We start from the raw sequence: 26,319 nt of genomic DNA, 5'->3' as shown, positions 1-26,319 counted from the left end.
CTTCATGTAGAAAGAATGTGCAAAACACGGTAAATTTATAACAACGTATTCACATACACCGCCCCGGCAGGCACCAGCATTTCCCCAGCACGACGCCGGTGCGGCAGGCATAGAAGGATGTATGGAATGGCAAGTCTCGGTGAACTGGAACGGGCAGTGATGGACCTGCTCTGGGCAGGTCAAGAAGCTGCGACAGCCAATACCCTGCGGGATCTCCTCGCACAGAGCACCCACCCCCAGGACGGCACGGCCGGGCACGAGGGCAAGGACCTCGCGGTCACCACGGTACTGACCGTGCTCTCCCGCCTCGAGCGGAAAGGCCTCGTGGAGCGCGAACGCGGCACCCGCCCGCACCGCTACCAGGCCGTTTCCAGCCGCGCGGACCACACCGCAGAGCTCATGCACGAGGTCCTCGGCTCAGCCCCGGACCGCGAGGCCGTCCTGGCCCGGTTCATCGGTTCCGTCACGGACAACGAGGCAGAAACCCTGCGCAAGCTGCTGGGCCGCAGCTAGCGCCCGATGTTCTGGACCTCATATTTTCTGGCGGTCCTGGCGATAGCACTGGCCTGGCCGGTGCCTATCTTCCTCTCGCGTGCCCAGTGGCCGGCACGCTCCCCCTTCACGGCGATGCTGCTGTGGCAGGCGATCGCCCTTGCCGGCGGCCTGTCCATGATCGGCGCGATGCTGGTCTACGGGCTTGAGCCGGTCGGGGACAACCTGCTTTCCGGCCTGCGCGCCCTGGCGGGGATGGTCTTTGACAATGCCCCCACCACGGATCTGGGCTTCTGGCACATCTTTGCGCTCTCCGCCGCGGCCCTGCTGACGGCGCACCTCGTTTTCACGCTGCTGCTGACCTACTACAAGATCCAGCGCCAGCGCCGGCGCCACCGGGAACTGCTGGACCTGCTCGCCTCGCCGTCGGCCGACGGCCCGGGAACGGTGGTCCTCAACGTGGACTCCCCCGTGGCCTACTGCCTGCCCGGCGGCGCACGCTCCGTGACTGTGCTCTCCGACGGGCTCATGGCCGCGCTGGAACCCGCTGAGCTCCGCGCGGTCCTGATTCATGAGAACGCGCATTTGAGCCAGCGCCACCATCTCCTGCTGTGGGCCTTCGCCGCGTGGCGCCAGGCCCTGCCGTGGCTCCCCACCACTCGGCTGGCCCAGGAGTCGGTCAACTCCCTGATCGAAATGCTGGCCGACGACGTCGCCCTCAAGACCGAGAGCAAAGCCACCCTCATCAAGGCAATCGCGATCGTGGCCAGCGGCTCCCCGACGGCCCCGGCGACGCGCCTGGCATTCGGCGAACCCGGCCTGCCCGACGCCGACCCGAGCCAGCCCGGCGCCACCGGGGGCACCGGCTCGGCAGGAACGACCGCGTCCCGCGTCAGCCGCCTGCTCTCGCCCCAGGCCCCGCTTCCGGAAGCCCTGCGCGCCGCCGTCCTGGCAGCCTGCGTGCTGCTGCTGGCCTTGCCGACGGCTCTGCTGCTGGTCCCCGGCCTGCTCGGCTGAAGCTCTGTCATTTTCGGAAGTCGTCTGCACGGAGGGCATCGTGGCACGGGCGATGAGCAGTGTCCTCGCAAGACCGTTCCCGCGCATGCGAATGGCAAGGAGATTAATCTCCTTGCCATTTTCAGGTTATAGCTCGCCAGGGGGCTTGCCGCAAGACCCCTGCCAACGAGCAAAATGGTGAGCCGCAGCCGAAATACCTGAGGAAATGGGGACTGCTCCGGGCGATTCCGCGATTCGGGGCCGCAGGCCGGAAGGTGATTTCTTGGATTGGGGTTTCACATGTTCGATGTGATCATTAGCGGCGGCGGGCCGACGGGGATGATGCTGGCCAGCGAGTTGCGCCTGCACGACGTGGACGTGCTCGTGCTGGAGAAGGACGCGGAGCCGAGCGTGACGGTCCGCTCGCTCGGCCTGCACCCGCGCAGCATTGAGATCATGGACCAGCGCGGGCTGCTGGACCGTTTCCTCGCACACGGGCAGCAGTATCCCGGCGGCGTTGGCCGCTTCGCCGCGATCGATACACCCCGGCCGGCGAATTTGGACACCGCACACGGCTACGTCCTCGGCATCCCCCAGCCGGTCACCGATCGCCTGCTGGCCGAGCGCGCCGGCGAGCTCGGCGCACAGATCCGCCGCGGCTGCGAGGTGGCGGGTGTCGAGCAGGACGAGGACGGGGTGAGCGTCGAGCTCGCCGACGGCACACGGCTACGCTCTCGCTGGCTGGTCGGCTGCGACGGCGGACGCAGCCTGGTGCGCAGGCTGCTCGGCATCGGCTTCCCCGGCGAGCCCGCCAACACGGAGTGGCTCCTCGGCGAGGTGGAGGTGACCGCGCCGCCGGACGAGCTGGCCGAAGTGGCGGACGAGGTGCGCAAGGCCCATAAGGGGTTCGGCATCGGCCCCGCGGGAAACGGCCTGTACCGAGCCGTCGTACCCTCGGCGACTCTGGCCGAGGATCGCTCGGTCCCGCCGACGCTGGCGGAGTTTCGGACGCAGCTGCGGGCGTACGCGGGCACCGACTTCGGCGTCCACTCACCACGCTCGCTATCCCGTTTCAGCGACGCCACCCGGCTTGCCGAACGATACCGGGTGGACCGGGTTCTTCTCGCCGGCGACGCGGCGCACGTCCACCCGCCGCTGGGAGGGCAGGGTTTGAACCTCGGCATCCAGGACGCCTTCAACCTCGGCTGGAAGCTCGCCGCCGAGGTCAACGGGTGGGCACCGGGCGGCCTGCTGGACAGCTATTACGCCGAGCGTCACCCGGTCGCCGAGGACGTGCGCACCATCACCCGCGCCCAGAGCGAGCTGCTCTCCCCCGAGCCAGGCCCGCAGGCCGTACGCCGGCTGCTGACTGCGCTGATGGACTTCGAGGACGTCCGCCGTTTCCTGGCCGAGAAGGTCACCGCGATCGGGGTCCGCTACGACCTCGGCGAAGGACCTGAGCTTCTCGGCAGACGACTGCGCGACATCCCTCTGTCGCGGGGCCGCCTCTACGAGCTCACCCGGGAAGGCCGCGGGCTCCTGCTGGACCAGACGGGCGAACTCTCCGTGGCGGGATGGCAGGATCGCATCGACCACGTCGTGGACGTCAGCGGGGAACTGGACGCGCCCGCGGTCCTGCTCCGACCGGACGGCCACGTCGCATGGATCGGTGATGACCAGAGCGACCTGCTTTACCACCTGCCGACGTGGTTCGGAGCCGCCTCCGCGGGCGTCGGAGACGTTCACGATCACCATGGCTGACGTGGTGATCGACGACGCACGGGGTCCTGGTGTCCCAGGTCCGGTCAGGCGTCGATGCGCTCCCGGTCCAGGCTTGCGGCGCCGGCAATGATGAAGTCCTTGCGCGGTGCCACGTCGGAGCCCATGAGGAGGTCGAAGACTTCTTCGGCCTGCTTGGCGTTCTCGATCCCTACCTTTCGGAGGGTCCGGTGACGCGGGTCCATCGTGGTTTCGGCCAGCTGCTCGGCATCCATCTCACCCAGCCCCTTGTATCGCTGGATCGGCTCCTTGTAGCGCTTGCCCTCCTTGGCGAGCCTCGCCAGCAGGACGTGGAGCTCGGCCTCGGAGTAGGTGTAGATCATCTCGTTGGCCTTCTGGCCGGCGTTGATGACCTCCACCCGGTGCAGCGGCGGGACGGCGGCAAAGACGCGGCCCTCATCGATCATGGGCCGCATGTAGCGGAAGAAGAGCGTCAGCAGCAGCGTCCGGATATGGGCGCCGTCGACGTCGGCGTCGGTCATGAGGATCACTTTGCCGTACCGGGCCGCACTGATGTCGAACGTCCGGCCCGAGCCGGCGCCCACCACCTGGATCAGGGCCGCGCACTCGGCGTTGGAGAGCATGTCCCCGACGGACGCCTTCTGGACGTTGAGGATCTTTCCGCGGATCGGCAGGAGGGCCTGGAAGTCTGAGGACCTTGCCAGCTTGGCGGTGCCGAGTGCGGAGTCACCCTCGACGATGAACAGTTCGGACCGCGCGACGTCGTCCGTGCGGCAGTCGGCAAGCTTGGTCGGCATGGAGGAGGTTTCCAGTGCATTCTTGCGGCGCTGGGTTTCTTTGTGGACGCGCGCCGAGATGCGGGACTTCATCTCGCTGACGACCTTTTCCAGCAGAAGCGCCGACTGGGCCTTGTCGTTGCGGTTTGAGGAGGTCAGCCGTGCGGTGATCTCCTGTTCCACCACCTTGGCCACGATGGCCCGCACGGCGGACGTGCCCAGGATTTCCTTGGTCTGGCCCTCGAACTGCGGTTCGGCCAGCCGGACGGTCAGGACTGCCGTCAGGCCGGCGAAGATGTCATCCTTTTCGATCTTGTCGTTGCCTGCTTTGAGCTTGCGGGCATTGGTCTCGATCGCCTTGCGGAAGGTTTTGAGCAGGGCCTGCTCGAAGCCGGACTGGTGGGTGCCCCCCTTGGGGGTGGAGATGATGTTGACGAAGGTGCGGACCGTGCTGTCGTAGCCGATCCCCCAGCGCAGGGCGACGTCGACTTCGCAGTCGCGTTCCACTTCCGCGAGCTGGCTGTGCCCCCGCTCGTCGAGGACGGGCACTGTTTCCTTGAATTTGCCGGCGCCGTGCAGGCGCCAGATGTCGGTGATGGCCGGGTCGGCGGCAAGGAATTCGACAAATTCGGCGATGCCGCCGTCGTGGTGGAAGACTTCCTCATGCGGGCCAGCTTCGCCCGGTGTGCCGGCAAGCCTGCGTTCGTCCCGGACCGTGAGCTTCAGCCCCGGGACCAGGAACGAGGTCTGGCGGGCACGCGCGGCGAGGTCCTCGTAGGAGAATTTGGCGTCGGGCGTGAAGATCTGCCGGTCGGCCCAGTAGCGGATCCGCGTTCCCGTCATTCCGCGCTTGGCCTTGCCGACGACGTCGAGCACGGAGCCGTCAACGAATGGTTCGAAGACCGAGGCCGGATCCGGCTTGGTGCCCGGGTCCTTGAAGCGGCCCGGCTCGCCGCGGCGGAAGGACATCTTGTAGATCTTGCCGCCACGGTCCACCTCGACGTCGAGGCGTGCCGACAGGGCGTTGACGACGGAGGCGCCCACGCCGTGCAGGCCGCCCGAAGCCGTGTAGGAGCCGCCGCCGAACTTTCCGCCGGCGTGCAGCTTGGTGAAAACCACTTCGACGCCGGTCAGCCCGGTTTTCGGTTCGACGTCCACGGGGATGCCGCGGCCGTCGTCGTGGATCTCCACGGAGTTGTCCGCGTGCAGGATGATCTTGATGTCGTGGCCGAAGCCGGCGAGGGCCTCGTCGACGGAGTTGTCGATGATCTCCCAGAGGCAGTGCATGAGTCCGCGGGAATCCGTGGAGCCGATGTACATGCCCGGGCGCTTGCGGACGGCCTCGAGGCCCTCCAGCACGGAAAGGTGCCGGGCGGTGTAATCAGAACTGGGTGCCACGGGTCGTGAACTCCTTACAAGGTGGGGACGGCCCCTGCAACGTGCGCAGGCCGGCGGTCACAGTGTTTAACGCTCTTCCTAGGTTAGTCGGAGTCAGGGTCCTCGCCGGTTTGCCACTCCCCGGAAGGACCGCCCGGGCTTCCCCGTTACTGAGACGTGATACGCGGACAGCGAAAGTGGGCCATCCCTGCGATGGTTTGGCCACGAATACTGGTTATATGGGTATACCGATCTACTAAGGAGGCCGAACATGACAACAGCAGTTGCGGACCGCACACTGACCGCCGCAGACCGGTGCGATCGTTGCGGAGCACAGGCATATGTCCGGGTTGTTCTCGGAGCCTCCGGCGGTGAGCTTCTTTTCTGCGGCCACCACGCACGCGCCGTAGAGCCGACACTCAAGCCGCTCAGCTCAGACTGGCACGACGAGACAGACCGCCTTCACCAGAAGGCCCCGGTTCCGGTCGACTAGATCCCCGGTTTCCGGCTCGGCGTTTGGCCGGGTCTTCAGCGACCTGAGATTACTGAACCATGGCATTACTGAATAACTAGTGAACAAGGACCTCTCCGAATCGGAGGGGTCCTTGTTCGTTAAGGCGAGTTAGTGCGAAGGGTCGCCTGATCCCTGAAAACACCAACGCGGGGTCACATCCGGTCCGCTCGGCGGCGGGCGGGATGTGACCCCGCGTTGGTGTGGACTGCTCCCAGCCTGCGGCCGGTGTGCGGTGGTTAATCCAGGTAGTCGCGCAGGACCTGTGAGCGCGACGGGTGCCGCAGCTTGGACATGGTCTTGGATTCGATCTGGCGGATGCGCTCGCGCGTCACTCCGTAGACCTTGCCGATTTCGTCTAAAGTCTTCGGCTGTCCGTCAGTGAGGCCGAAGCGCATTGCGACCACACCGGCTTCGCGCTCTGACAACGTGTCCAGCACCGAGTGCAACTGTTCCTGCAGCAGGGTGAAGCTCACGGCATCCGCAGGGACCACGGCTTCGGAGTCCTCGATGAGGTCACCGAATTCGGAGTCGCCGTCCTCGCCAAGCGGAGTGTGCAGGGAGATGGGCTCGCGGCCGTACTTCTGGACCTCAACGACCTTTTCCGGGGTCATGTCCAGCTCGAGGGCCAGCTCCTCCGGCGTGGGTTCGCGGCCGAGGTCCTGCAGCATCTGGCGCTGGACGCGGGCCAGCTTGTTGATGACTTCCACCATGTGCACCGGAATGCGGATGGTGCGGGCCTGGTCGGCCATGGCGCGGGTGATCGCCTGGCGGATCCACCACGTGGCGTAGGTGGAGAACTTGAAGCCCTTCGTGTAGTCGAACTTCTCGACCGCACGGATCAGGCCCAGGTTGCCTTCCTGGATCAGGTCCAGGAACAGCATGCCGCGGCCGGTGTAGCGCTTGGCCAGCGAGACCACGAGGCGGAGGTTGGCCTCCAGCAGGTGGTTCTTGGCACGCTTGCCGTCGTGAATGACGAATTCAAGCTCACGCTTGAGCTTCGGATCCATCGTGCCGTCGTCGGCGGCGATCTTCTCCTCGGCGAAGAGGCCGGCCTCGATCCGCAGGGCCAGGTCCACTTCCTGCTCAGCGTTCAGCAGGGCGACCTTACCGATCTGCTTCAGGTAGTCCTTGACGGGGTCGGCGGTGGCGCCGGCGGACATGACCTGCTGCACCGGGGCGTCGTCGTCATCGGCATCGGAGTAGACGAAGCCGGAGCCGGTGGCCGCTGCGGCCTTGCCGGCGACCTCTTCGCCTTCTACCTCGTCGCCGAGCTCGGCGGCATCGGGCGTGATGTCGTCGAGGTCCTCTTCGACGTCGACGTCATCGTCGTCGCCGTGCTCACTGGCTGATTTGCCGGCGGCCTCCGCCGCGGCTTTGGCGCCGGGCTTGGGCCCGCGCTTCTTGGGCTCAGGCTTGGCGACTCCGGTTACGGTGTCGCCGCCCTCGGCGGAAGCGGCGTCTTTGACAGCCTTGTTGGCTGCACGCGTGGCGGCGCGCTTGGCGTTGGTCGCCGCCTTCTTCTCGTCGGGGGACATTTCGGCCTGGTCGGCGGGTTCCTTCTTCGCGGAAGACGGGGTCACTGAAAACCTTTCTAGCTGCGGTCTGCGGATCGCCATACGGGCAACACCACTATGACCCTGTCAAGTCCGTGTTCAACATCAGATGCAACCACGACCAGCAGAGCCACTAAGTACAACTGCCGGGGCGGCCGGAATGTTCCCTGTTTCCAAGGTTCATTGCGGGCACTTGATACACGGACCCAACCGGGTCTCGGCAACTATTGTCTCACGGTTTTCTCCGGAGGTGCCTTTCGGGGCGGCGGGTCCACAATATTGCGGCGACTCCTCACGCCGCGTCCGGCGCAAACTTCTGCCACGCTGCCTCCCGTCTCGCCGCCCAGCCGCAAAGGGTGCCGCGCCGGCCAAGTTCTGCCAGCAGTTCCGCCAGTCTGTATCCCGGATAGTCCCGCAGGGCCTGCCGATACAGGGCGTCGGCGTAGGAACCCCGGCCGCGGCACCACTCAATCCAGCCCCTTGCCGTCACGGCGGCTGCAGTCGACTCACCGCCACCGAGACTTCCCAGCAGGTGCAGGACCCGCTCAAGCCCGACCATCAGGGCCCAGTCCGGGACCGACGGGGCCAGCCCGAGCAGGACCTCCCCGTAGCCGGGAAGCGCGTCGGCGCCCGGGCCGGCATCCGGGACTGAGCCAGCGCCGGCGCTAGCGGCCGGCTGGCCGTCGGAAGTCGACGGTCCTGGAATGGGAGTGGGCGTTGGTCCTGGCCGTGGAGAAGAGTTGGTTCCGGGCCGGGAGGCGGATTCGGCTTCCGGGTCGAACATGCCGAAGTCTTCAGCGCCGCGTTCGGCCGCCGGCCGCCCGGCTGCCGCCATCACGAGAACTGCGTCCCGCCAGGACGGGATGCAAAGGCTGGCCCGTAGGTAGCCGGTCAGTTCCGGTGTCAGGTCGGGCGACTGGCCGGCCGCCTGCATCACCATCGTCCAGACATCAAGCACCTGGGCGAATTGGGCCCGGTCCCGCCGCCGCGAGGAGAATTGCGCAGCCCAGCCAAACTCGGCTGCACGGACCGCAGGGTCCACGGGCCGCGGCACCGGCTTGGCGTCCTGCGCTCCCGGAGACTCGCCTACACTGCTGCCGCGGAAAACCATCTCGGCATTGAGTTTGCTGTTCGTGATCTGCTCGATCGGCCGGCCGGGCGGCTCGCAGCAGTCCGGATCGCTACAGTAGGCGTTGCGCCAGAACTCCGCGCCAATAACCCACGCGTCCCTTACGGGCATTCCGGCCGCCTCCAGGGCAAGTTCGAGTTCTTTGAGCAGGGCCGCCAACGCAGTGCGGTCGTCGTCGCCGTTGGTTTCCGTATCAGTGAAGAAGGCCAGCAGCGAACCATCGGCGGCGTCGTCCGCCCGCAAGTAGGACACGACATTTCGCGCAAAGCCGGCCAGCGCGTCGCTCCGGCCTGAGCCGGAACGCCGTCTGGACCCGGCGCCGGCGCGTCCCGGGGCCGCGGGATTACCCCCTCCTCCGCCGCTGCGGCCGCCGACGACGCCACCGCCGAGCGCGGGGAGATCGACCCGCAAGGTGGCTCCTAGCCGTTTGCCTTCCATGGTCATGGCCACGAGGCTGTTCTCGGGCCAGTAGCCCAGGGAGTGAGGGATAAAACCAAGGATGTCTTCAGGGCCGGAAATTCTCAAATGATCGGGAGCTGTCATAAGCCAAGCTTCGCGACGGCCGGATCGCTACGGGAGTCCCGTCCTGCGCTATGTGGATAACTTCAGGCCGTTGAACCGGACAGCCAACACACCAAACCGCTACTCAGGGCGTGCGGCGGCGCTCCGCGACGAGCTTGCGTTGCTTGGCGAGGGATTTCAGCAGCGGCGGAACGGTGACCCCTTGGGCCGCCATCTGGCGCCGGACCTTACGCCGAGTAACGATGATGGCGCAGGCTCCCCCGGCCAGCAGGAGGAACTGCACGCTGAGGGCGACGCGGAAGGGATCCAGGCCGTAGAGCTCGCCCCGGGAGAAGCCACTGGCGTGAAGGACGTCGAGGACCAGCCCAATGAGGTAGATGGACACCAGGGCGGCGATGAAGCCGCCCACGTTGACGATTCCGGTGGCGGTCCCGAGCCGGTGCGCCGGGTTGAAGGTCCGGGCGAAGTCGAAGCCGATCATCGAACCGGGCCCGCCGACGGCCAGCGTCACCACAAGGACAGCCAGGAGCCAGAGCGGAGATCGTCCCGGCAGCAGCAGGACGGCCGCCCAGGCGGCAGCGGTGCAGCCGGAAATCAGGAGCACCATGGTGGAACGGCGCAGCGGATGACGGGCAACGAACCTGCCCATGAGGGGGCCGGCGGCAATGGCCGCGGCCACGTAGAGGGACATGAGACCGGAGACGGTTCCCCGGTCCAGCCCCTGGGCGGAAATCAGGAAGGGGTAGCCCCACGTCATGGCAAACACCGTGCCGCTGAACTGGACGGTGAAGTGGCTCCACAGCCCCAGCCGGGTCCCGGGCTGCCGCCAGGCATGCCCCAGCGAAATTCCGGTGGCGCGCAGGCCCTGGGACGGCAGCGGCGCGGGGTGCCCGGGCGGGAGGTCCTGAAGCAACAGCAGGACCAGCACGACGGCGATGCCGGACATCCCGGCGAGCGTCAGGAAGGCAGGCGTCCACCCCGCGGAGTGCAGGATCATGGCGAACGGCACCACGCTGAACAGCTGGCCCAGCTGTCCGGACATGCCCGTCAGCTGCGTCAGTAGCGGCACGCGCCCCGGCGCAAACCAGAGCGGAATAAGCCGGATGACGGAGATGAACGTCATGGCGTCGCCGGCACCCACCAGGACACGTCCCAGAACACCGCCGGGAATGTTGTCGGCAAACGCCAGCTGCAGCTGGCCGAGCCCCATCAGGATGCCGCCGCCTGCCAGCATGGCGCGGGAGCCGTACCGGTCCACGAGGATTCCCACCGGAATCTGCAGCGCGGCGTAGACCAGCAGCTGCAGCACAGTGAAGAACGAGATCTCGGCCGCGCTGGCATGGAAGCGTTCCGTGGCCTCCAGGCCGACGACCCCGAACGAGGTGCGCTGGCTGACGGCCACGAGATACGCAAAGATCCCGATGATCCAAATCAGCCAGGCGCGGGGGGAGGTCACTCCCCTATTATGCCCGGCTTGTTGATAAATAGTATTTATTCGCCGGGTTCTTTACGGGCTAAGTACGCCTCGACGGCGGCCCCCAGGGCGTCGGCGTTGGGGATTTGATCGTTCTCGTCGGCCAGCAGCGACCGCCGGACGGTCCCCTCGGCCTTCTCGTCATACCGGGACTCCAGCCGGGAGACCACCTGCTGGACCTCTTCGGACGCCTCAATTTGCTCGGCGATCTGCCGGCCCACCTCGCGTCCGGCCTCGCGCAGACGGTCCGTCGGCAGCATGAGGGACGTGGCCGCGCCCAGGTACTCGAGTCCGGCAACGGCAGCCGTGGGGTATTCGGCTTCAGCCAGGTAATGCGGCACATGGATGACATAGCCGGCGATGTTCCGGCCGGCCTCCGTCAGACGCAGCTCCAGGATGTGGCCCACGGCGGCAGGAACTTCCACGGTGGGCTTCCACACGGAGATTCCCTCGATCAGTTCCGGCCGGTTGCCGTGCACGGTCACACCGACCGGCCTGGTGTGCGGCACGGGCATCGGGATCGAATGGATCCAGGCGACGAGATTGACGTCGAGTTCCTCGACGATGCCGACGACGGCGCGCGCGAAGCGCTCCCATTGCAGGTCCGGCTCGAACCCTGCAAGGAACAGGAAGGGGCTGCCCAGCCCGTCGACCAGGCGGTAGAGCGCCAGGCTCGGGGCCTGGTAATCCTGCAGGTGGTCCTCGACGAAGCTAACTTGCGGACGCCGGGACCGGTAGTCGATCAGCTGGTCGGCGTCGAACTCGGCGATCATCTCCGAATCGAGCGTGTCCAACAGCTCGGCGGTGATCTGCCGGACCACGTGGCCGGCGTCCGCGAAACCCGTGAACCCCATGACGAGGTTGAGTCCGTGCAGTTCGGGGCTGGAGAACAGCGCGTCATCACGGATATAGAGCGACTGGGGGTCCAGCAGAGAGCCGGAAATCCGTTCAATCACGGCGTGTTCCTTTCACGATGGCGGCGGCAGGGGTTGCGGGTCGCGGTCCGGTGTCCGGACAGCCACGCAGATTCCGGATGATCGGGCAGAACCCGCAGAATCATGCAGAACCCGACGGCCAGTCCACAGGGCACTCACCGCACGGCAGCGCCGCTTACAGTACAACGCCCCGGCGTCCGGGCTAATTCCTGCCCCGGGTGTGCTCCAGCTCTCATTCGATTGAATTTCCGGACTCCGGAGAGACTACGATCGGAACTGGCCTTAGGGCTTGCTTACAGACACCGGGTTGCGTCCCAGAACGACGGCGGCCCGGGATCCGCGGCAGGGCGCCGAACATGCAGTTCCTGCCGAAAATCACCGAGAACCATCACAGAGAATTGAGGACTGTCCTCGTGGTCAAGAATAGTGAAGTCAAACTTAGTGCAGTCGCCGGGGATCTAAAGAAGTACCCCAGCGATGCCCTCGTCATCGGCGTCGGGCAGGGTCCGGACGGCCCGGTATTGCTCGACAATCCGCTGACGGCCAAGGCCGCTGAGGCCCTGGCGGAATCACTGAGCGTTCTTGGCATCACCGGCGCGGCCGACCAGGCCCACCGTCTGCCCGGCCTGCCCGAGTCGGGGGCCACCATTCTGCTGCTCGCCGGCGTCGGTAAGCTGCCCGCGAATAAGGGTTCAGCGAAGCAGCCGCTCACCGAGGAGGCGCTGCGCCGCGCCGCCGGCTCGGCAGTCCGCCAGCTGGCCGGCGTCACCACCGTCACCCTGGCACTTCCGACGACGACCCTCGCCGAGGTCGCCGCTGTCGCCGAGGGCGCCGCAATGGGCGCGTACTCCTACACGGAGTTCCGGTCCTCCCAGAACGGGCTCAAGGATCCGGTGAAGAACGTCGCCATCCTGACCGATCTCGCCGAGGACAAGGCACTGCAGCCGGTCCTGGACCGGGCGTCCCTGATCGGCACGGCCGTGAACGCGACCCGTACCCTGGTCAACCAGCCGCCGAGCCACCTCTACCCCGAGTCCTTCGCCGACGCCGCCAAGGAGCTGTCCAAGGGCTTGCCCGTCAAGGTGACCGTCTGGGACGAGAGGCGCCTCGAGAAGGAAGGCTTTGGCGGCATCCTTGGCGTCGGCAAGGGCTCCACCCGCCAGCCGCGCCTCGTGAAGGTGGAGTACGCCCCGGCCAAGGCCACGGCCAAGATCGCCCTCGTGGGCAAGGGCATCACCTTTGACACCGGCGGCATCTCCATCAAGCCGGCCCTGGGCATGGGTGACATGAAGAGCGACATGGCCGGCGCCGCCGTCGTCCTTAACACCGTGCTGGCCATCGCAGGCCTCGGCCTGCCGGTCAAGGCGACCGCCTGGCTGTGCATTGCGGAGAACATGCCCTCCGGCGCTGCCCAGCGTCCCGCCGACGTCATGACGATCTTCGGCGGCAAGACCGTGGAGGTCCTGAACACCGACGCCGAAGGCCGCCTGGTCATGGCCGACGGCATCGTGGCCGCGAGCCAGGAGTTCCCGGACGCGATCATCGACGTCGCCACCCTTACCGGTGCGCAGCTGATCGCCCTGGGTGACCGCACCGCCGGCGTTATGGGCTCCGATTCCGTCACCGCCGCCATCAAGGCCGCCGCGGACCGTGCCGGCGAGCTCGTCTGGCCCATGCCCCTGCCCGAAGAACTGCGCGCCAGCCTCGACTCGCAGGTCGCGGACATCGCCAACATCGGCGAACGCCACGGCGGCATGATGACCGCAGCCGTGTTCCTGCGCGAATTCGTCGGCAAGGGCAAGGACGGGGAACAGATCCCGTGGGCCCACATCGACATCGCCGGACCGTCGTTCAATAACGGCAGCCCCTACGGTTACAACCACAAGCAGGGCACCGGCTGCACCGTTCGCACGCTGGTGGCGTACGTCGAAGACCTGCTGAAGGCTTCCGCATAACGGCACCGCCTAGCAGCACCGTCCAACAGCACCGCCTGACCACGGCGGTCCGCACCCACGCCGCTTCGTGGCCGGGGCCCTGATGCCTCGGCCACAAAGCCGCGTGACACTGGACACAAGCGCTCCACAAACACCGCGACAAGGTGGAGCATGTATAAGTGGTTCGCTAAGGTGAACGACGATAGACCCCAAGAAGTAGTCACAAATGAAAGGGAACGGGCCTGCTGGCATAATCACGGCAGGCAAGTTTCAAGACCAGATGATGCGTACTCTCGCGTCATCGTTCACGCGAGGGAGCGTTTTAGTGGCCGATCAGGCAACTGCGCAAGAATTCGACATCCTGGTACTCGGCGGCGGCAGCGGCGGCTACGCCACCGCTCTGCGTGCCGTCCAGCTTGGCCTCACCGTAGGCCTCATCGAAAAGGCCAGACTCGGCGGCACCTGCCTGCACAACGGCTGCATCCCGACCAAGGCGCTCCTGCACTCCGCGGAGCTGGCCGACCACGCCCGTGACTCCTCAAAGTACGGCGTGAACGTGACCCTCGACAGCATCGACATCACGGCCGTCAACGCCTACAAAGACGGCATCATTGCCGGCAAGTTCAAGGGCCTGCAGGGACTGATCAAGTCCAAGAAGGGCATCACCGTCATCGAGGGTGAGGGCAAGCTCCAGGGCGCCGACACCATTGTCGTGAACGGCACCGCGTACAAGGGCAAGAACATCGTCCTCGCCACCGGGTCCTACTCCCGCACCCTGCCGGGCCTGGAAATCGGCGGCAAGGTCATCACCTCCGATGAAGCCCTCACCATGGACTACATCCCCCAGAGCGCGATCATCCTGGGCGGCGGCGTCATCGGCGTCGAGTTCGCTTCCGTTTGGAAGTCCTTCGGCGTCGACGTCACGATCGTTGAAGGCCTGCCCTCCCTCGTCCCGAACGAGGACGCCGCCATCGTCAAGAACTTTGAGCGCGCCTTCAAGAAGCGCGGCATCAAGTTCTCCACCGGCGTGTTCTTCCAGGGCGTGGAGCAGAACGCCGACGGCGTCAAGGTCACCCTCGTCGACGGCAAGACCTTCGAGGCCGATCTCCTGCTCGTGGCCGTGGGCCGCGGCCCCGTCACGGCCAACCTCGGCTACGAAGAGGCCGGCGTGACCATCGACCGCGGCTTTGTCATCACCAACGAGCGCCTGCACACCGGTGTCGGCAACATCTACGCCGTCGGTGACATCGTCCCGGGCGTCCAGCTGGCCCACCGCGGCTACCAGCAGGGCATCTTCGTCGCCGAGGAAATCGCCGGCCTGAAGCCGGTGGTCGTCGAAGACGTCAACATCCCCAAGGTCACGTACTCCGATCCGGAAATCGCGACGGTCGGCTACACCGAGAAGGCCGCCAAGGCCAAGTTCGGCGACGACCAGGTCGAAACCCAGGAATACAACCTCGCCGGCAACGGCAAGAGCTCCATCCTGGGTACCAGCGGCATCGTGAAGCTGGTCCGCCAGAAGGACGGCCCCGTCGTCGGCGTCCACATGATCGGCGCCCGCATGGGTGAGCAGATCGGCGAGGCCCAGCTGATCGTGAACTGGGAAGCCTACCCCGAGGACGTGGCCCAGCTGGTCCACGCCCACCCGACCCAGAACGAATCCCTGGGCGAGGCGCACCTGGCGCTGGCGGGCAAGCCCCTGCACGGCTAGCAGCTCCGCCCGCACCACCGCAAGAACTCCGTGCTTAGTGCGCCCGGCCCAAAATGCCGGGTGCACTAAGCTCGAACAAGGCAGCAATCATCCGCACTAAAATCAATAAGGAGAACGGGGACGACATGTCTGAATCCGTTAACTTGCCCGCCCTCGGTGAGAGCGTCACCGAAGGAACCGTCACCCGCTGGCTCAAGCAGGTCGGTGACCGGGTAGAGGTGGACGAGCCGCTGCTCGAGGTTTCCACCGACAAAGTAGACACCGAAATCCCCTCTCCGATTGCCGGCGTGATCGAGGAAATCCTCGTCGCCGAGGACGAGACCGCAGAGGTCGGCGCCCCGCTGGTCCGCATCGGCACTGGCGACGCCGCCCCGGCCGCTGCCAAAGCTCCGGCCGCAGCACCCGCCGAAGAGGCCCCGGCGGCTTCCCCGTCCGCCGCCGAAGCACCGGCTCCCGAGGCCGAGGCCCCCGCCGCACCGGCAGCTGAGGCGCCGGCTGCTGCTGCTCCGCTTTCTGCTCCCGCCGGTGAAGGACACGACGTCACGCTTCCGGCCCTGGGCGAGAGCGTCACCGAAGGCACCGTCACCCGCTGGCTGAAGAGCGTCGGCGACTCCGTGGAGGTCGACGAGCCGCTGCTCGAAGTTTCCACGGACAAGGTTGACACCGAAATCCCGTCCCCCGTCGCCGGAACCCTCCTGGAAATCCGCGTCAACGAGGACGAAACCGCCGAGGTCGGCTCCGTCCTGGCCGTCATCGGTTCCGGCGCAGCAGCCCCCGCCGCACCGGCTCCCGCAGCCGCCCCGGCACCGGCAGCCCCGGCTCCCGCACCGGCGGCTCCGGCAGCTCCGGCAGCCGCTCCCGCACCGGCAGCTCCGGCTCCCGCACCGGCCACGGCGCCCGCCGCTGCAGCTCCCGCCGCCCCGGCTAAGGCAGAAGCTGCCGCGCCGGCAGAGTCCGGCTACGTCACTCCCCTCGTCCGCAAGCTGGCCAACCAGCAGGGTGTCGACATCGCGTCCCTGACCGGCACCGGCGTCGGCGGCCGCATCCGCAAGCAGGATGTGCTGGCCGCTGCCGAGGCGAAGGCCGCACCGGCAGCCCCCGCGTCAGCGGGAGCTCCTTCAGCAGCCCCGTCTGCCGCTCCGGCCGCCGCAGTGTCCTCGCTGCGCGGCACCGTGCAGAAGGCCCCGCGCATCCGCCAGGTCATCGCCCGCCGCATGCGCGAATCCCTGGATATCTCGACCCAGCTGACGCAGGTCCACGAGGTTGACATGACCAAGGTGGCCAAGCTGCGCGCCAAGGCCAAGAACTCCTTCCAGGCCCAGAACGGCTCCAAGCTGACCTTCCTGCCCTTCATCGCCAAGGCTGTCGCCGAAGCCCTGAAGCAGCACCCGAAGATCAACGCCTCCTACGACGAGGACAAGCAGGAGATCACCTACCACAACGCCGAACACCTGGCGATTGCGGTGGACACTGACAAGGGCCTGCTGGTTCCGGTCATCGCCGACGCCGGCAACCTGAACCTCGCAGGCCTGGCCGGCAAGATCGCCGACGTCGCGGACCGCACCCGCAACGGCAAGATCGGCCCGGACGAGCTCTCCGGCGGAACCTTCAGCATCACCAACATCGGTTCCGTGGGCGCCCTCTTCGACACCCCGATCATCAATCAGCCGCAGGTCGCCATCCTGGGCACCGGCGCGATCGTCAAGCGCGCCGTGGTGGTCTCGGACGAGAACGGCGATGACTCGCTGGCCATCCGCTCCATGATGTACCTCTCCCTGACGTACGACCACCGCCTGGTGGACGGCGCCGATGCAGGACGCTTCCTGCAGACGCTGAAGGCACGCCTTGAAGAAGGCGCGTTCGAAGCGGACCTGGGCCTCTAAAGAGCAACAGCCCGCCTGAAACACGGTGAACCGGGGGCACCTTCCATAAGGGAAGGTGCCCTCCGTCGTTTGACGACAGATTGTCGCTAAGCTGGTGCCATGGACATTCTTAAATACATTCTGATCTTCCTGCACGTCTTGGGCGCAGCCGCGATCGTCGGCGGCTGGTTCGCCACCTTCAAGAAGCCCACCGTCCTGCCGGTCCAGCTGTACGGCGCTATTGCCCAGCTGGTCACGGGGCTGGCGCTGGTAGGGATCCTGGGGGCCACCCACGAACCGGTCAACTACTTCAAGATCACCGTCAAATTGGTGATCGCCATCGTTGTTCTGGTGGCCGCCATCATCGGGTACCGGAAGGCTGCTTCCGGGGCTGAGGTCCCCAAGGGTCTGGCGCACGCCGTCGGCGGCATGGCACTGATCAACATCGCCGTCGCCACGCTCTGGAACTAGCAGTCTCCGACGTCAACGACAGCGACGGCGCCGCACCTCCAGACCGGGGTGCGGCGCCGCCGTCGTTTGACCCGACGTCGCGGCGTGGCCTACCGGTGGGTGGCGCGGCACGCCGGTCATAATCCACTGACAGCGGAACCCCCGTGCGGCGGCCGGACAGAATCCCTAGGATTGATCACGGCAGGATCCGGCACCGCGCCGGATCGCTGATTCACAACGACGTCGAGGAGTGGACATGGCAACAACACGCACCGCACACACTGTATGGAATGGCGACCTGATGACGGGCGCCGGCAACACCACGCTGGACAGTTCCGGGCTGGGCAACTTCGACGTCACCTGGAAGGCGCGCGCCGAGGCCGCCGAGGGCAAGACCAGTCCCGAGGAGCTCATCGCGGCAGCGCACTCCGCTTGCTTCTCCATGGCCTTCAGCAACGCCCTGGCCCAGGCCGGCCACACGGCCGAGGAAATCAACACCAAGTCCGACGTCACGTTCCAGCCCGGCACCGGGATCACCGGCAGCCACCTGACACTCGTCGCCCGGGTGCCCGGCATTTCCGCGGAGGACTTCCAGCGCCTGGCCGAGGAAGCCAAGACCGGCTGCCCTGTGTCTGCGGCCCTGACCGGCATCAAGATCACACTGGACGCCAGCCTGGCCTCCTAGCTCCACCGGCAGCACAGTGAGTGCCCGGAGTGCACTGTCCGGAGCACGACAAAGGCCCCCGCCACCCTGGATTTTCCAGGGCAGCGGGGGCCTTCGCTTTAGGGCCTTCTCCAGACGAGTTTCGCGGCAGTTTCCCGCGGTAGCGCGGAAGCGTGGACCCGCCGGGGCAGCCTAAGCGTGGCCGGTTTGCCGGCGTGCAGGTAGCGGGGCGGGCCGGACACGGCGGTAGCCCTCGCGCAACGGGGGACGGTCCGTGGGCAGTTCCTGGATCATTTCCTTCAACGCCCCAATGCCGTATTCCAGCTGCGGGTCAGTGCCGGCGGCGTAGGCGTGCGGCGGGAAGGTCACTTCGATGTCCGGGGTGACGCCGAAATTCTCCACGCCCCAGCCGACGCCGCCGGCGAACCAGGTGGCGTAGCGCGGCTGGGTCACGCCCGTGCCGTCGGCCAGCGCGAAGCGGTTGTCGATTCCGACGACGCCGCCCCACGTGCGGGTGCCGATGACGGGTCCGATCCCCCGCAGCTTGGAGACCTGGGTAATGATGTCCCCGTCGGATCCGGCGAACTCGTCCGTCAGAATGATGACCGGTCCGCGCGGTGCGTGGTGCGGGTAGGTCCGCGGTTTCTCCCCGCGCGGCATGCTCCAGCCGGTGACCTTGCGTCCGATGAGCTCGGCCACGAGCTGGGAGGTGTGGCCGCCGCGGTTGCGGCGGACATCGACGATCAGCCCGTCCAGGGCGGTTTCGGTGTCGAGGTCGCGGTGCAGCTGGGCCCAGCCGTTGGCCATCATGTCCGGGATGTGGAGGTAGCCGAACGTTCCGTTGGAGGCTTCGCGGACGGTCCGCCGGTTGCCGGCGACCCATTCCTGGTAGCGCAGGCGTTCCTCGTCCTTGACCGGGACCACGGCCACGCGGCGCTGGGCGCCCGCGGCTTCGCCGTGGCCGGCACCGTTGCGCAGGGTGAGTTCGACGGCGTGGCCGGCCGCGCCGACGAGCTGCATGGCCGGGGTCAGCGATTCGGTGAGTACGACGCCGTCGATCGCCAGCAAGACGTCGCCGGGCTTGACGTCGGCGCCGGGCCGGGTCAGCGGAGAAGTAGCGAGCGGGTCCGAGGACTCCCCCGCCAGGATGCGGGTGATTTCCCAGCCCTCGCCGGTGAACTCAAGGTCCGCACCGAGCCGGCCCTGGGGGCTGCTGCCGTTCTCGGCGACAGCCATCGGGCGGACGTAGGCGTGGGACGTGCCCAGTTCGCCGTGCAGCTCCCACAGCAGGTCCACGAGGTCATCGTGCGAGCCGAGTCGCTCCACCACGGGACGGTAGCGGGCGTGGATGGATTCCCAGTCCTGGCCGGCCATGTCTTCGGTCCAGAAGAAGTCGCGTTGGAGCCGCCACGCCTCGTCGAAGGCCTGGCCCCACACGCTGAGCGGATCCATCTGCACGCGGATGCGGCCGAGGTCCACCTTGACGAGCTGGCCGGATTCCTCGTCGGCCTTGGCACCCGCGGGAGTGACCCGGATCTGCTTGTCCTGGATGAACACGATCTTTTCCCCGTCGCCGGAGATCCGGTAGCTGTCCAGCGCCTCCACGATGGTGGAGGTGCGTCGCTTGGCGAGGTCGTAGCGGACCAGGCTGGGCGCGGCGCCCTTGTCCTCGAGGCTGGCCCGTCCTTCGCCCGTGGTGCCGGAGAGTTCATTGTCCAGCCAGATCAGGGCGCCGGCAGCGGCGGTCAGTGTGGAGTAGTTGCCTTGCGGTACGGGGACACCGATGACTCGGTGGGCCAGGCCTTCGGCGTCGACCCGCACGGCCGGTACCTGCTTCGCCGCGGTCGACGCCGCGGGTGCGGCCCCGGTCCCCGCGGCATCGTCCGCGTCGGTCTGCAGGTCGACGCTCGGGCCGAACGGGGACGGGGTGTCCGCGGCAAGGGCCACAAGGTACGGCTTGATCGGGCTCGGGAAGGACAGATCGAAGGAGTGTCCGTCGTAGACCGGATCGAAGCTGCGGTTGGAAAGGAAGGCGAGGTACTTGCCGTCCGGGGTGAACGACGGCGATTCGTCGCGGAACCGGCCGTCGGTGACGTCAATGATCGGCGTATGCGTGCCGCCGTCGGTCGTGGCCATGCGGAGCCGGCTGCGGGAACCGAAGGACGTGACGGGCTCGGACCAGCCGAGCCAGGCGGAGTCCGGGGACCAGGTGAATCCTTCAATGCTGCCCTCCCCGATGCTGCTGAGCAGGGACATGGTGCCCGTGCGCGTATCGGCAAGGTAGATGTCACCGAAGGCGGTGCCCACGGCGAGCCAGCGCCCGTCGGGGCTGGCTTCGATGGCGCTGGCCCGGCTGGGCTTGGGGAAGTCGATCCGCGTGAGCCCGCCGGAGGCCGGCGTCGCGGTCCCGGCGGTGCTAGTTGTGTCGTTGCCGGATGTGCCGGTGCCGGATGCGTGAGTCGCGGCGGCGCTGGACACGGAGCCGCCTGCCGCTGCGGGCGTGGTTCCCGAGCCCGTCAACGCGGCCGCGGACACCGGCTTCGGCAGCGGGATGCCGGCCCCGGATTCTTCAGACTGAACTGACTGAAGAGGCTGCGGCGCCTTCGGGGCCGCCGCGAATCCGCCGGGCAGGGGCGCCGCAATGGACTTGAGGAACAGGGCCTCGACGCCGTCGTGGTCGGCGACATAGGCGATCCGGCCCTCTCCGAAGGGCCGGGGAAGCCGTGCCCGGACGCCAGGGGTGGCCTCAAGGACGCGGGAGGGGCCGTCCTTGTGCCGCAGCCAGTGGAGGGTTCCGTGGGATTCGACGGCGCTGGAGGCGCCGGTGCGGTCCGGAATGACGTCACCGAGGTGCCGTGAGGGCTTCAGCGGGGCGGGACGGCGGGCTTGCGAGGCGGAGCCCAGCGAAATGTCGAGTTTGACCGCCTCCGCGTCCAGGCTCGGCAGCAGCCAGAGTTCCCCGGCCGATTCGAAAATGACGCGTTCGCCGTCGGTGGAGGCGTGGCGCACGTAGAAGTCCTCGTGGTCCGTGTGGCGCCGCAGGTCGCTGCCGTTGGGCAGTACCGAATAGAGGTTTCCGTAGCCCTCGTGGTCGGACAGGAAGGCGATCCTGCCCTTGACCCACAGGGGGTCTGTGAGATTGCCGTCCAGCCCGGCGGCGAGACGCTCGAATTCACCGTTTCCGTCGGCGTCGATCCACAGCTTGCCCGCGGCACCGCCACGGTAACGCTTCCACCAGGCCGGCTCACGCGACAGCACGCTGGCAAGCACCACGGGACGTTCGTCGCCGACGACGGGGCCGAAGGCCACCGATTCCACCGGGCCGAACGGAAGTTCGTCCGCCCAGCCGCCTGTGACGGGGAGGCTGTAGGCATGGGTGTGGCGGCTGTCGGACTGGCGGAACGCGCTGGTGACCAGGACGTCGCCGTCGGGCGTGAAGCCCTTGACCCGGGTGGAGCTGTGGCCGAAGTAACTCAGCTGGCGGTAGCCGCCGCCGTCGACGTCGGCAGTGACGACTTCCGGGGCAGTCCCCTGGACGACAGTCCACACCAGGCGCTTGCCGTCGGGGCTGAAACGGGGGTTGCGGGCCGGCAATTGCAGGGAGGAGACGCGCCAGGCACGGCCCCCGCCCACGGGTGCAATCCAGACGTCGTCCTCGGCCACGAAGGTGACCAGATCGCCGTGGAGATGCGGGAAACGGAAGTAACTCGAGGGGGTCATCGTTCGATCATAGCTACAACGGCCCCTACGGCCCGGAAGGTTTCGCCGCCGTGCCGGGCGTGGTGAGATGGATCATGCGAATCCTTGTTGCCGGAGCCTCCGGGCTGATCGGAACCGCCCTTTCCAACGCACTGCGCAGCGAAGGGCACGACGTCGTCGCCCTGGTCAGGCGTCCCCCCGCCTCGCCGGCCGAGTTCCAATGGGATCCGGCCGCCGGCCGGATCGATGACACCGCATTGAAGGGCGCGGACGCGGTGGTCAACCTCTCCGGCGCCGGCATAGGCGACCGGCCCTGGACGCGGGCACGGATTGAGGAGCTTCGCAGTTCCCGGTTGGGCGCGACGCAAACCTTGACGACGGCGATGGCCCGGCAGGACACGCCTCCGGCAGTCTTCCTCAGCCAGTCGGCATCCGGCTACTACGGCAACGCAGGGTCAGTGGTGCTGCGTGAGACCGCGCCTGCCGGCACCGGCACGCTCGCGCGGATCTGCGTCGACTGGGAGGCCGCGGCACATGACGCTCCCCCGGGCATCCGCGTGGTCACGCCCCGAACCGGCGTCGTCCTCAGCCGCTCCGGCGGTGCGCTGGGCCGGCTCATGCCGCTGCTGCGCCTCGGTGTCGGCGGCCCGCTCGGCAACGGCAGGCAGTACTGGCCGTGGGTCACCTTGCCGGACGTGGCCGGCGCCCTGTCCTTCCTGCTCACAGCCCCGGTGTCCGGGCCGGTGAACGTCAGCGCCCCTGAAACCGCCGATGTGAATTCCCTGATCTCGCAACTGGCGGAAGCGCTGCACCGCCCCGCGGTACTGCGGGTTCCCGCCCCGGTGCTGCGGCTGGTGATGGGCCAACTGGCCGAGGAATTGCTGCTGGCGAGCCAGCGTCTGGAACCAGCTGTCCTGGCCGGGAACGGCTTCGAATGGCAGCACCCCTCACTCGCCAAGGCCACGGCGTGGGTGGCCGGCCGGGACTGACCGCGCAACCCTGCCGGCCGGACACGGCGGCAGTTCCGGTCAGCCGGCGTCCGGATCCCCGGGGAGGATCTCGGCAATCCGCCAGCGTCCGTCGACCGGCACGAGGACAAGCTCAAGCTGCTGTGCGGCAGCTGCGGGGACCTCTCCCACCACGTTCCCGCCGCCGTCAAGCTCCTTGTACCCGGAGGACTCCGTGGTGATTGCCACCACGGCCCGGTCGGGGCTGCCGTCCGCGGCCGTTTCGATCCTGGTCAAAGTCGTCGAGAATCCGGCCAGGACATGGCCGGCCCTGCTGAGCTGCGTCCTGATCCTCTCGTCGGCAGCGGCGGCGGCCGACGCCGGGGCGTTGACGGCGTCGAGCAGGCCGAAATCCCCGGAGGTGAACGCGAGCGAGCGGAGCCGGGCGAGACCGCGCACCGCTTCCGCGGGGTCCGCTGAGGCCAGCAGTGCCTCCAGATCCGGGAGTACAGCGTTTTCCCCGCCCCCGGCCGTCGGTGTCTCGTCTGCCGGACCGGGCGACGACACAGCCGTCGTCCCGGCGGCGCCGGTGGGTTCCGCAGGCACCTCCGAGCCGGGGCCCGCACGGTAGTCGGCCCCGAGCGCGGAAAGAAGTCCGGCGACGGCGTCGCGTGCCGGCGCACCGCCGGCCAGCAGCCACGTGCCCGCCAGCAGAAGCAGAGCCGCCACACTGAGCGACACCGCCCGTCGTGCGGGGGTCCTTCGGAAGCCTCGGTGGGCTCCGGCCGCCCCCGTGGCGCCCGGGCGCCGCCACGGACGGGACGTTCCAGAGCGGGACCGCCATGACTGTTCCGGTGCTGACCCCCGCCGTGTCCTGCGCAGGAAGCCCCCGTCGGGTGCCAACCCGCGCCAGTGCCGCCGGAGCTTCCCCGGCCGGCGCCTGCGCGGCCCGGGCTGCACAGCCCGGCGGGTGAGCAATTGTGGGATGACCGTCGGATGGACGGTGATAGAGAGGTCCACGGGCTCTGCCGTGCTGCTGCGGTAGACCGCGGCGGCCAGGTCTGCGGCCGAGGGACGCTGCCTCCGGTCCTCGTTCAGTCCGGCTTCGAGGGCTGCCGCCAACGCGGCCGGAACCTCAGGCACGAGGAGGCGGAGAGGCGGTCGCTGCGCCCCGGGCTCTGGAGCCCGTCCGGTCAAGCAGTACCAGCCGAGGGCCGCGAGCGAATAAACGTCCCGTTCCGGCTGAAGGCCGGCCCGCACCGCGTCCGCCGGGGCCGGATCACGGAATCCATCGGTGCCGACTTCCACGGTCGAGATGGCGTCGGCCACCATCCGTGCGACCCCCAGATCGGCGAGCAGGGGTTTGCCGGAGGCGGTGAACAGCACGTTGCCAGGGGCCACATCGCCATGGGTGAACCCTTGGCCGTGAAGGTACGCCAGGGCCTGCGCGATCGGCGTCAGGACTGTCACCGTCTCGCCTGTCCCCAGGTGCCCCCGGCCCGCGACGAGCGCCGCCAGCGAGCCGCCGGGAGCGTAGTCGAGCGCCAGCCCGAGGCCGCCCTCGCCCGCCTCATGAGGCCGCCGCAGGCGAACCACGGCGTGGGCGCGCACCAGGTGGTCATGCCCCAGGGCGGACAGGATACGGACTTCACGCCGGATCGCCGCTTCCGCTTCCGCATCCTCCGGAGCGGTGCCTGCGCCGGTATCAAAGCATTTAAGGGCGAAGTCGCGGCGGGTGGACTGTTCGGTCACGAGCCAGACAGTGGCGCTGCCGCCGACGCCCAGGCAACGGCCGACGTCGTAGCCACTCACTATGGGGGCCGGACTTCCGGCCATTGCGGAAACTTCCATACCCAAGGAATAGCCGATCCGGCGGAATGCCGCAGAAGTTATCCACAGGCATGAGAGCTTAAGCACACAATCGGGAACGACGCCGGGCGGGGTCTAAGCTTGATGCCATGACTCTTGAGTTCAACCAGCTGGGTCTCGCCCCGGACTTCATCGATTACACCCGCGGCTGGGAGATCCAGCGCGAACTGCACGAAAAAGTCCTCGCCGGCACCGCGCCCAGCACCGTACTGCTACTCGAACACTCGGCCGTTTACACCGCTGGCAAACGCACCGAAGACCATGAACGGCCCTTTGACGGGACTCCCGTCGTGGCGGTGGACCGCGGCGGCAAGCTCACGTGGCACGGCCCCGGCCAGCTGGTGGGCTACCCGATCATCAAGCTGAAGAACAAGGCCGGCATCCGCGACTACGTGGAGCGCCTGGAAGCGGTGATCATTGCCGTCCTGGCGGATTACGGCATCGAGGCCGTTCGCATCAAGGGCCGCGCCGGAGTCTGGATCGAACAGGACGCGAAGGGCCCGGACCGAAAAATCGCAGCCATCGGCATCCGCGTCTCCGAGGGAGTCACCATGCACGGCTTCGCGATCAACTGCAACAACGATCTCGCCCCGTATGGCCAGATCATCGCCTGTGGCATCACCGACGCCGGAGTCACCACGATCGCCCAGGAAACCGGCAGGGACGTCACCCCGGCGGACCTCGTGTCGCGGATCACCGAAGAACTGCGCAACAATGAAGAAGCCCTAGTTGCAACCCCAGAAGGAGCTCTACTGTGACACTGGCACCAGAAGGCCGGAAGATGCTGCGCATTGAGCAGCGCAATGCGGCCACACCGGTGGAGCGTAAGCCGGAATGGATCAAGGCCAAGGTCCAGATGGGCCCGGAGTTCGTCCAGCTCAAGAACCTCGTCAAGAAGGAAGGCCTCCACACGGTGTGTGAAGAGGCCGGCTGCCCCAACATCTTCGAATGCTGGGAAGACAAGGAAGCCACGTTCCTGATCGGCGGCTCCGAATGCACGCGCCGCTGCGACTTCTGCCAGATCGACACCGGCAAGCCCTCCCCGGTGGACGTCTTCGAGCCCACCAAGGTGGCCCGCTCGGTCCAGGCCATGGCCCTGCGCTACGCCACCGTGACCGGTGTGGCCCGCGACGACCTCGCCGACGAGGGCGTCTGGCTCTACGCCGAGACGGTCCGCAAGATCCACGAGTTGAACCCGGGCACCGGCGTCGAACTGCTGATCCCGGACTTCTCCGGCAAGCCAGAGCACATCGAGGCGATCTGCGACTCCAAGCCGGAGGTCTTCGCCCATAACGTCGAAACCGTGCCGCGGATCTTCAAGCGGATCCGTCCCGCGTTCCGCTACGAGCGCTCCCTGGACGTCATCACCCAGGGCCGCAAGCTCGGCATGGTGACCAAGTCCAACCTGATCCTGGGCATGGGCGAGACCCGCGAAGAGATTTCCGAGGCCCTGCGGGACCTGCACGCGGCCGGCTGCGACCTCATCACGATCACCCAGTACCTGCGCCCGTCCGAACGGCACCTGCCGGTGGACCGCTGGGTCAAGCCGCAGGAATTCGTGGACCTGCAACAGGAAGCGGACGAGATCGGCTTCCTGGGCGTCATGTCCGGCCCCCTGGTGCGCTCCTCCTACCGCGCCGGCCGGCTCTGGGCCACCGCGATGCGCAAGAAAGGC

19 protein-coding genes are annotated in these 26,319 nt (G+C 67.4%); 12 read left to right on the top strand and 7 right to left on the bottom strand.

Annotation, left to right across the window (positions count from 1 at the left end):
* Window positions 1-126 precede the first annotated feature (126 nt).
* The 3 genes from BLR03_RS21960 to rox all read left to right on the top strand — a co-directional run bounded on the left by BLR03_RS21960 (window position 127) and on the right by rox (window position 3,249).
* A complete protein-coding gene (locus BLR03_RS21960; RefSeq protein WP_091256503.1) occupies window positions 127-513 on the top strand; it encodes a BlaI/MecI/CopY family transcriptional regulator in 387 nt (128 codons plus the stop codon).
* A gap of 6 nt (window positions 514-519) precedes the next feature.
* Window positions 520-1,509, top strand: a complete 990-nt coding sequence (locus BLR03_RS21955) for a M56 family metallopeptidase (RefSeq protein ID WP_091256502.1) — start codon at window positions 520-522, stop codon at window positions 1,507-1,509.
* A gap of 279 nt (window positions 1,510-1,788) precedes the next feature.
* Entirely contained in the window at window positions 1,789-3,249 is a 1,461-nt protein-coding gene (gene rox / locus BLR03_RS21950; RefSeq protein ID WP_091256500.1) for a rifampin monooxygenase, read from the top strand.
* Between the two features lie 44 nt (window positions 3,250-3,293).
* Here rox and BLR03_RS21945 read toward each other — a convergent pair whose 3' ends face one another.
* Entirely contained in the window at window positions 3,294-5,402 is a 2,109-nt protein-coding gene (locus BLR03_RS21945) for a DNA gyrase/topoisomerase IV subunit B (RefSeq protein WP_091256498.1), read from the bottom strand.
* 250 nt (window positions 5,403-5,652) lie between these two features.
* Between BLR03_RS21945 and BLR03_RS21940 the strand changes: the two genes are divergently transcribed.
* The gene (locus BLR03_RS21940) at window positions 5,653-5,874 is read left to right on the top strand and encodes a DUF7455 domain-containing protein (RefSeq protein ID WP_026266251.1); all 222 of its coding nucleotides are present in this window, start codon (window positions 5,653-5,655) and stop codon (window positions 5,872-5,874) included.
* A 257-nt stretch (window positions 5,875-6,131) separates the two neighbouring features.
* Here the strand turns inward: BLR03_RS21940 and BLR03_RS21935 are convergent, their stop codons facing one another.
* The 4 genes from BLR03_RS21935 to BLR03_RS21920 form a co-directional block, all read right to left on the bottom strand.
* Window positions 6,132-7,475: an RNA polymerase sigma factor gene (locus BLR03_RS21935; protein ID WP_091256496.1), complete on the bottom strand. Its 1,344-nt coding sequence runs from the start codon at window positions 7,473-7,475 to the stop codon at window positions 6,132-6,134.
* Window positions 7,476-7,740: 265 nt separating this feature from the next.
* A complete protein-coding gene (locus tag BLR03_RS21930) occupies window positions 7,741-9,120 on the bottom strand; it encodes a DUF4192 family protein (RefSeq protein WP_091256494.1) in 1,380 nt (459 codons plus the stop codon).
* 103 nt (window positions 9,121-9,223) lie between these two features.
* Complete coding sequence (locus BLR03_RS21925; RefSeq protein WP_091256492.1) at window positions 9,224-10,555, bottom strand: MFS transporter; 1,332 nt, start codon at window positions 10,553-10,555, stop codon at window positions 9,224-9,226.
* Window positions 10,556-10,590: 35 nt separating this feature from the next.
* A complete protein-coding gene (locus BLR03_RS21920) occupies window positions 10,591-11,529 on the bottom strand; it encodes a proteasome assembly chaperone family protein (RefSeq protein ID WP_091256491.1) in 939 nt (312 codons plus the stop codon).
* Window positions 11,530-11,921: 392 nt separating this feature from the next.
* On the opposite strand from BLR03_RS21920, the gene BLR03_RS21915 reads away from it, so the two are divergent.
* The 5 genes from BLR03_RS21915 (at window position 11,922) to BLR03_RS21895 (ending at window position 18,150) form a co-directional block, all read left to right on the top strand.
* Complete coding sequence (locus tag BLR03_RS21915; RefSeq protein ID WP_091256512.1) at window positions 11,922-13,463, top strand: leucyl aminopeptidase; 1,542 nt, start codon at window positions 11,922-11,924, stop codon at window positions 13,461-13,463.
* Between the two features lie 304 nt (window positions 13,464-13,767).
* The gene (gene lpdA, locus BLR03_RS21910) at window positions 13,768-15,153 is read left to right on the top strand and encodes a dihydrolipoyl dehydrogenase (RefSeq protein WP_091256489.1); all 1,386 of its coding nucleotides are present in this window, start codon (window positions 13,768-13,770) and stop codon (window positions 15,151-15,153) included.
* Window positions 15,154-15,278: 125 nt separating this feature from the next.
* Complete coding sequence (gene sucB / locus BLR03_RS21905) at window positions 15,279-17,036, top strand: 2-oxoglutarate dehydrogenase, E2 component, dihydrolipoamide succinyltransferase (protein WP_091256487.1); 1,758 nt, start codon at window positions 15,279-15,281, stop codon at window positions 17,034-17,036.
* Window positions 17,037-17,135: 99 nt separating this feature from the next.
* Window positions 17,136-17,486 carry a hypothetical protein gene (locus tag BLR03_RS21900; protein WP_091256485.1) on the top strand — a complete coding sequence of 117 codons (351 nt, stop codon included), beginning with the start codon at window positions 17,136-17,138 and terminating at the stop codon, window positions 17,484-17,486.
* A gap of 235 nt (window positions 17,487-17,721) precedes the next feature.
* Window positions 17,722-18,150 (top strand): OsmC family protein, encoded by a 429-nt coding sequence (locus BLR03_RS21895; protein WP_091256483.1) that lies wholly within the window; start codon window positions 17,722-17,724, stop codon window positions 18,148-18,150.
* Between the two features lie 171 nt (window positions 18,151-18,321).
* On the opposite strand, the gene BLR03_RS21890 is transcribed toward BLR03_RS21895, so the two are convergent.
* Window positions 18,322-21,849: a S41 family peptidase gene (locus BLR03_RS21890; RefSeq protein WP_091256481.1), complete on the bottom strand. Its 3,528-nt coding sequence runs from the start codon at window positions 21,847-21,849 to the stop codon at window positions 18,322-18,324.
* 74 nt (window positions 21,850-21,923) lie between these two features.
* Between BLR03_RS21890 and BLR03_RS21885 the strand changes: the two genes are divergently transcribed.
* Entirely contained in the window at window positions 21,924-22,817 is an 894-nt protein-coding gene (locus tag BLR03_RS21885) for a TIGR01777 family oxidoreductase (protein WP_091256479.1), read from the top strand.
* Window positions 22,818-22,856: 39 nt separating this feature from the next.
* On the opposite strand, the gene BLR03_RS21880 is transcribed toward BLR03_RS21885, so the two are convergent.
* Window positions 22,857-24,626, bottom strand: coding sequence for a serine/threonine protein kinase (locus BLR03_RS21880; protein ID WP_254788651.1), 1,770 nt, complete (start codon window positions 24,624-24,626; stop codon window positions 22,857-22,859).
* 107 nt (window positions 24,627-24,733) lie between these two features.
* Between BLR03_RS21880 and lipB the strand changes: the two genes are divergently transcribed.
* Both lipB and lipA read left to right on the top strand, forming a co-directional pair.
* The gene (gene lipB, locus BLR03_RS21875; RefSeq protein ID WP_091256475.1) at window positions 24,734-25,402 is read left to right on the top strand and encodes a lipoyl(octanoyl) transferase LipB; all 669 of its coding nucleotides are present in this window, start codon (window positions 24,734-24,736) and stop codon (window positions 25,400-25,402) included.
* Window positions 25,399-26,319, top strand: a 921-nt coding sequence (lipA, locus tag BLR03_RS21870) for a lipoyl synthase (RefSeq protein WP_091256473.1), incomplete at its 3' end; no start/stop codon positions are given. The genes lipB and lipA, both read left to right, overlap by 4 nt.

Source organism: Arthrobacter sp. ok909, assembly GCF_900104405.1.
GTDB lineage: Bacteria > Actinomycetota > Actinomycetes > Actinomycetales > Micrococcaceae > Arthrobacter > Arthrobacter humicola.
Note: the sequence above shows the minus strand (reverse complement) of the source record. Positions and strands in the feature narration are given on the sequence as shown.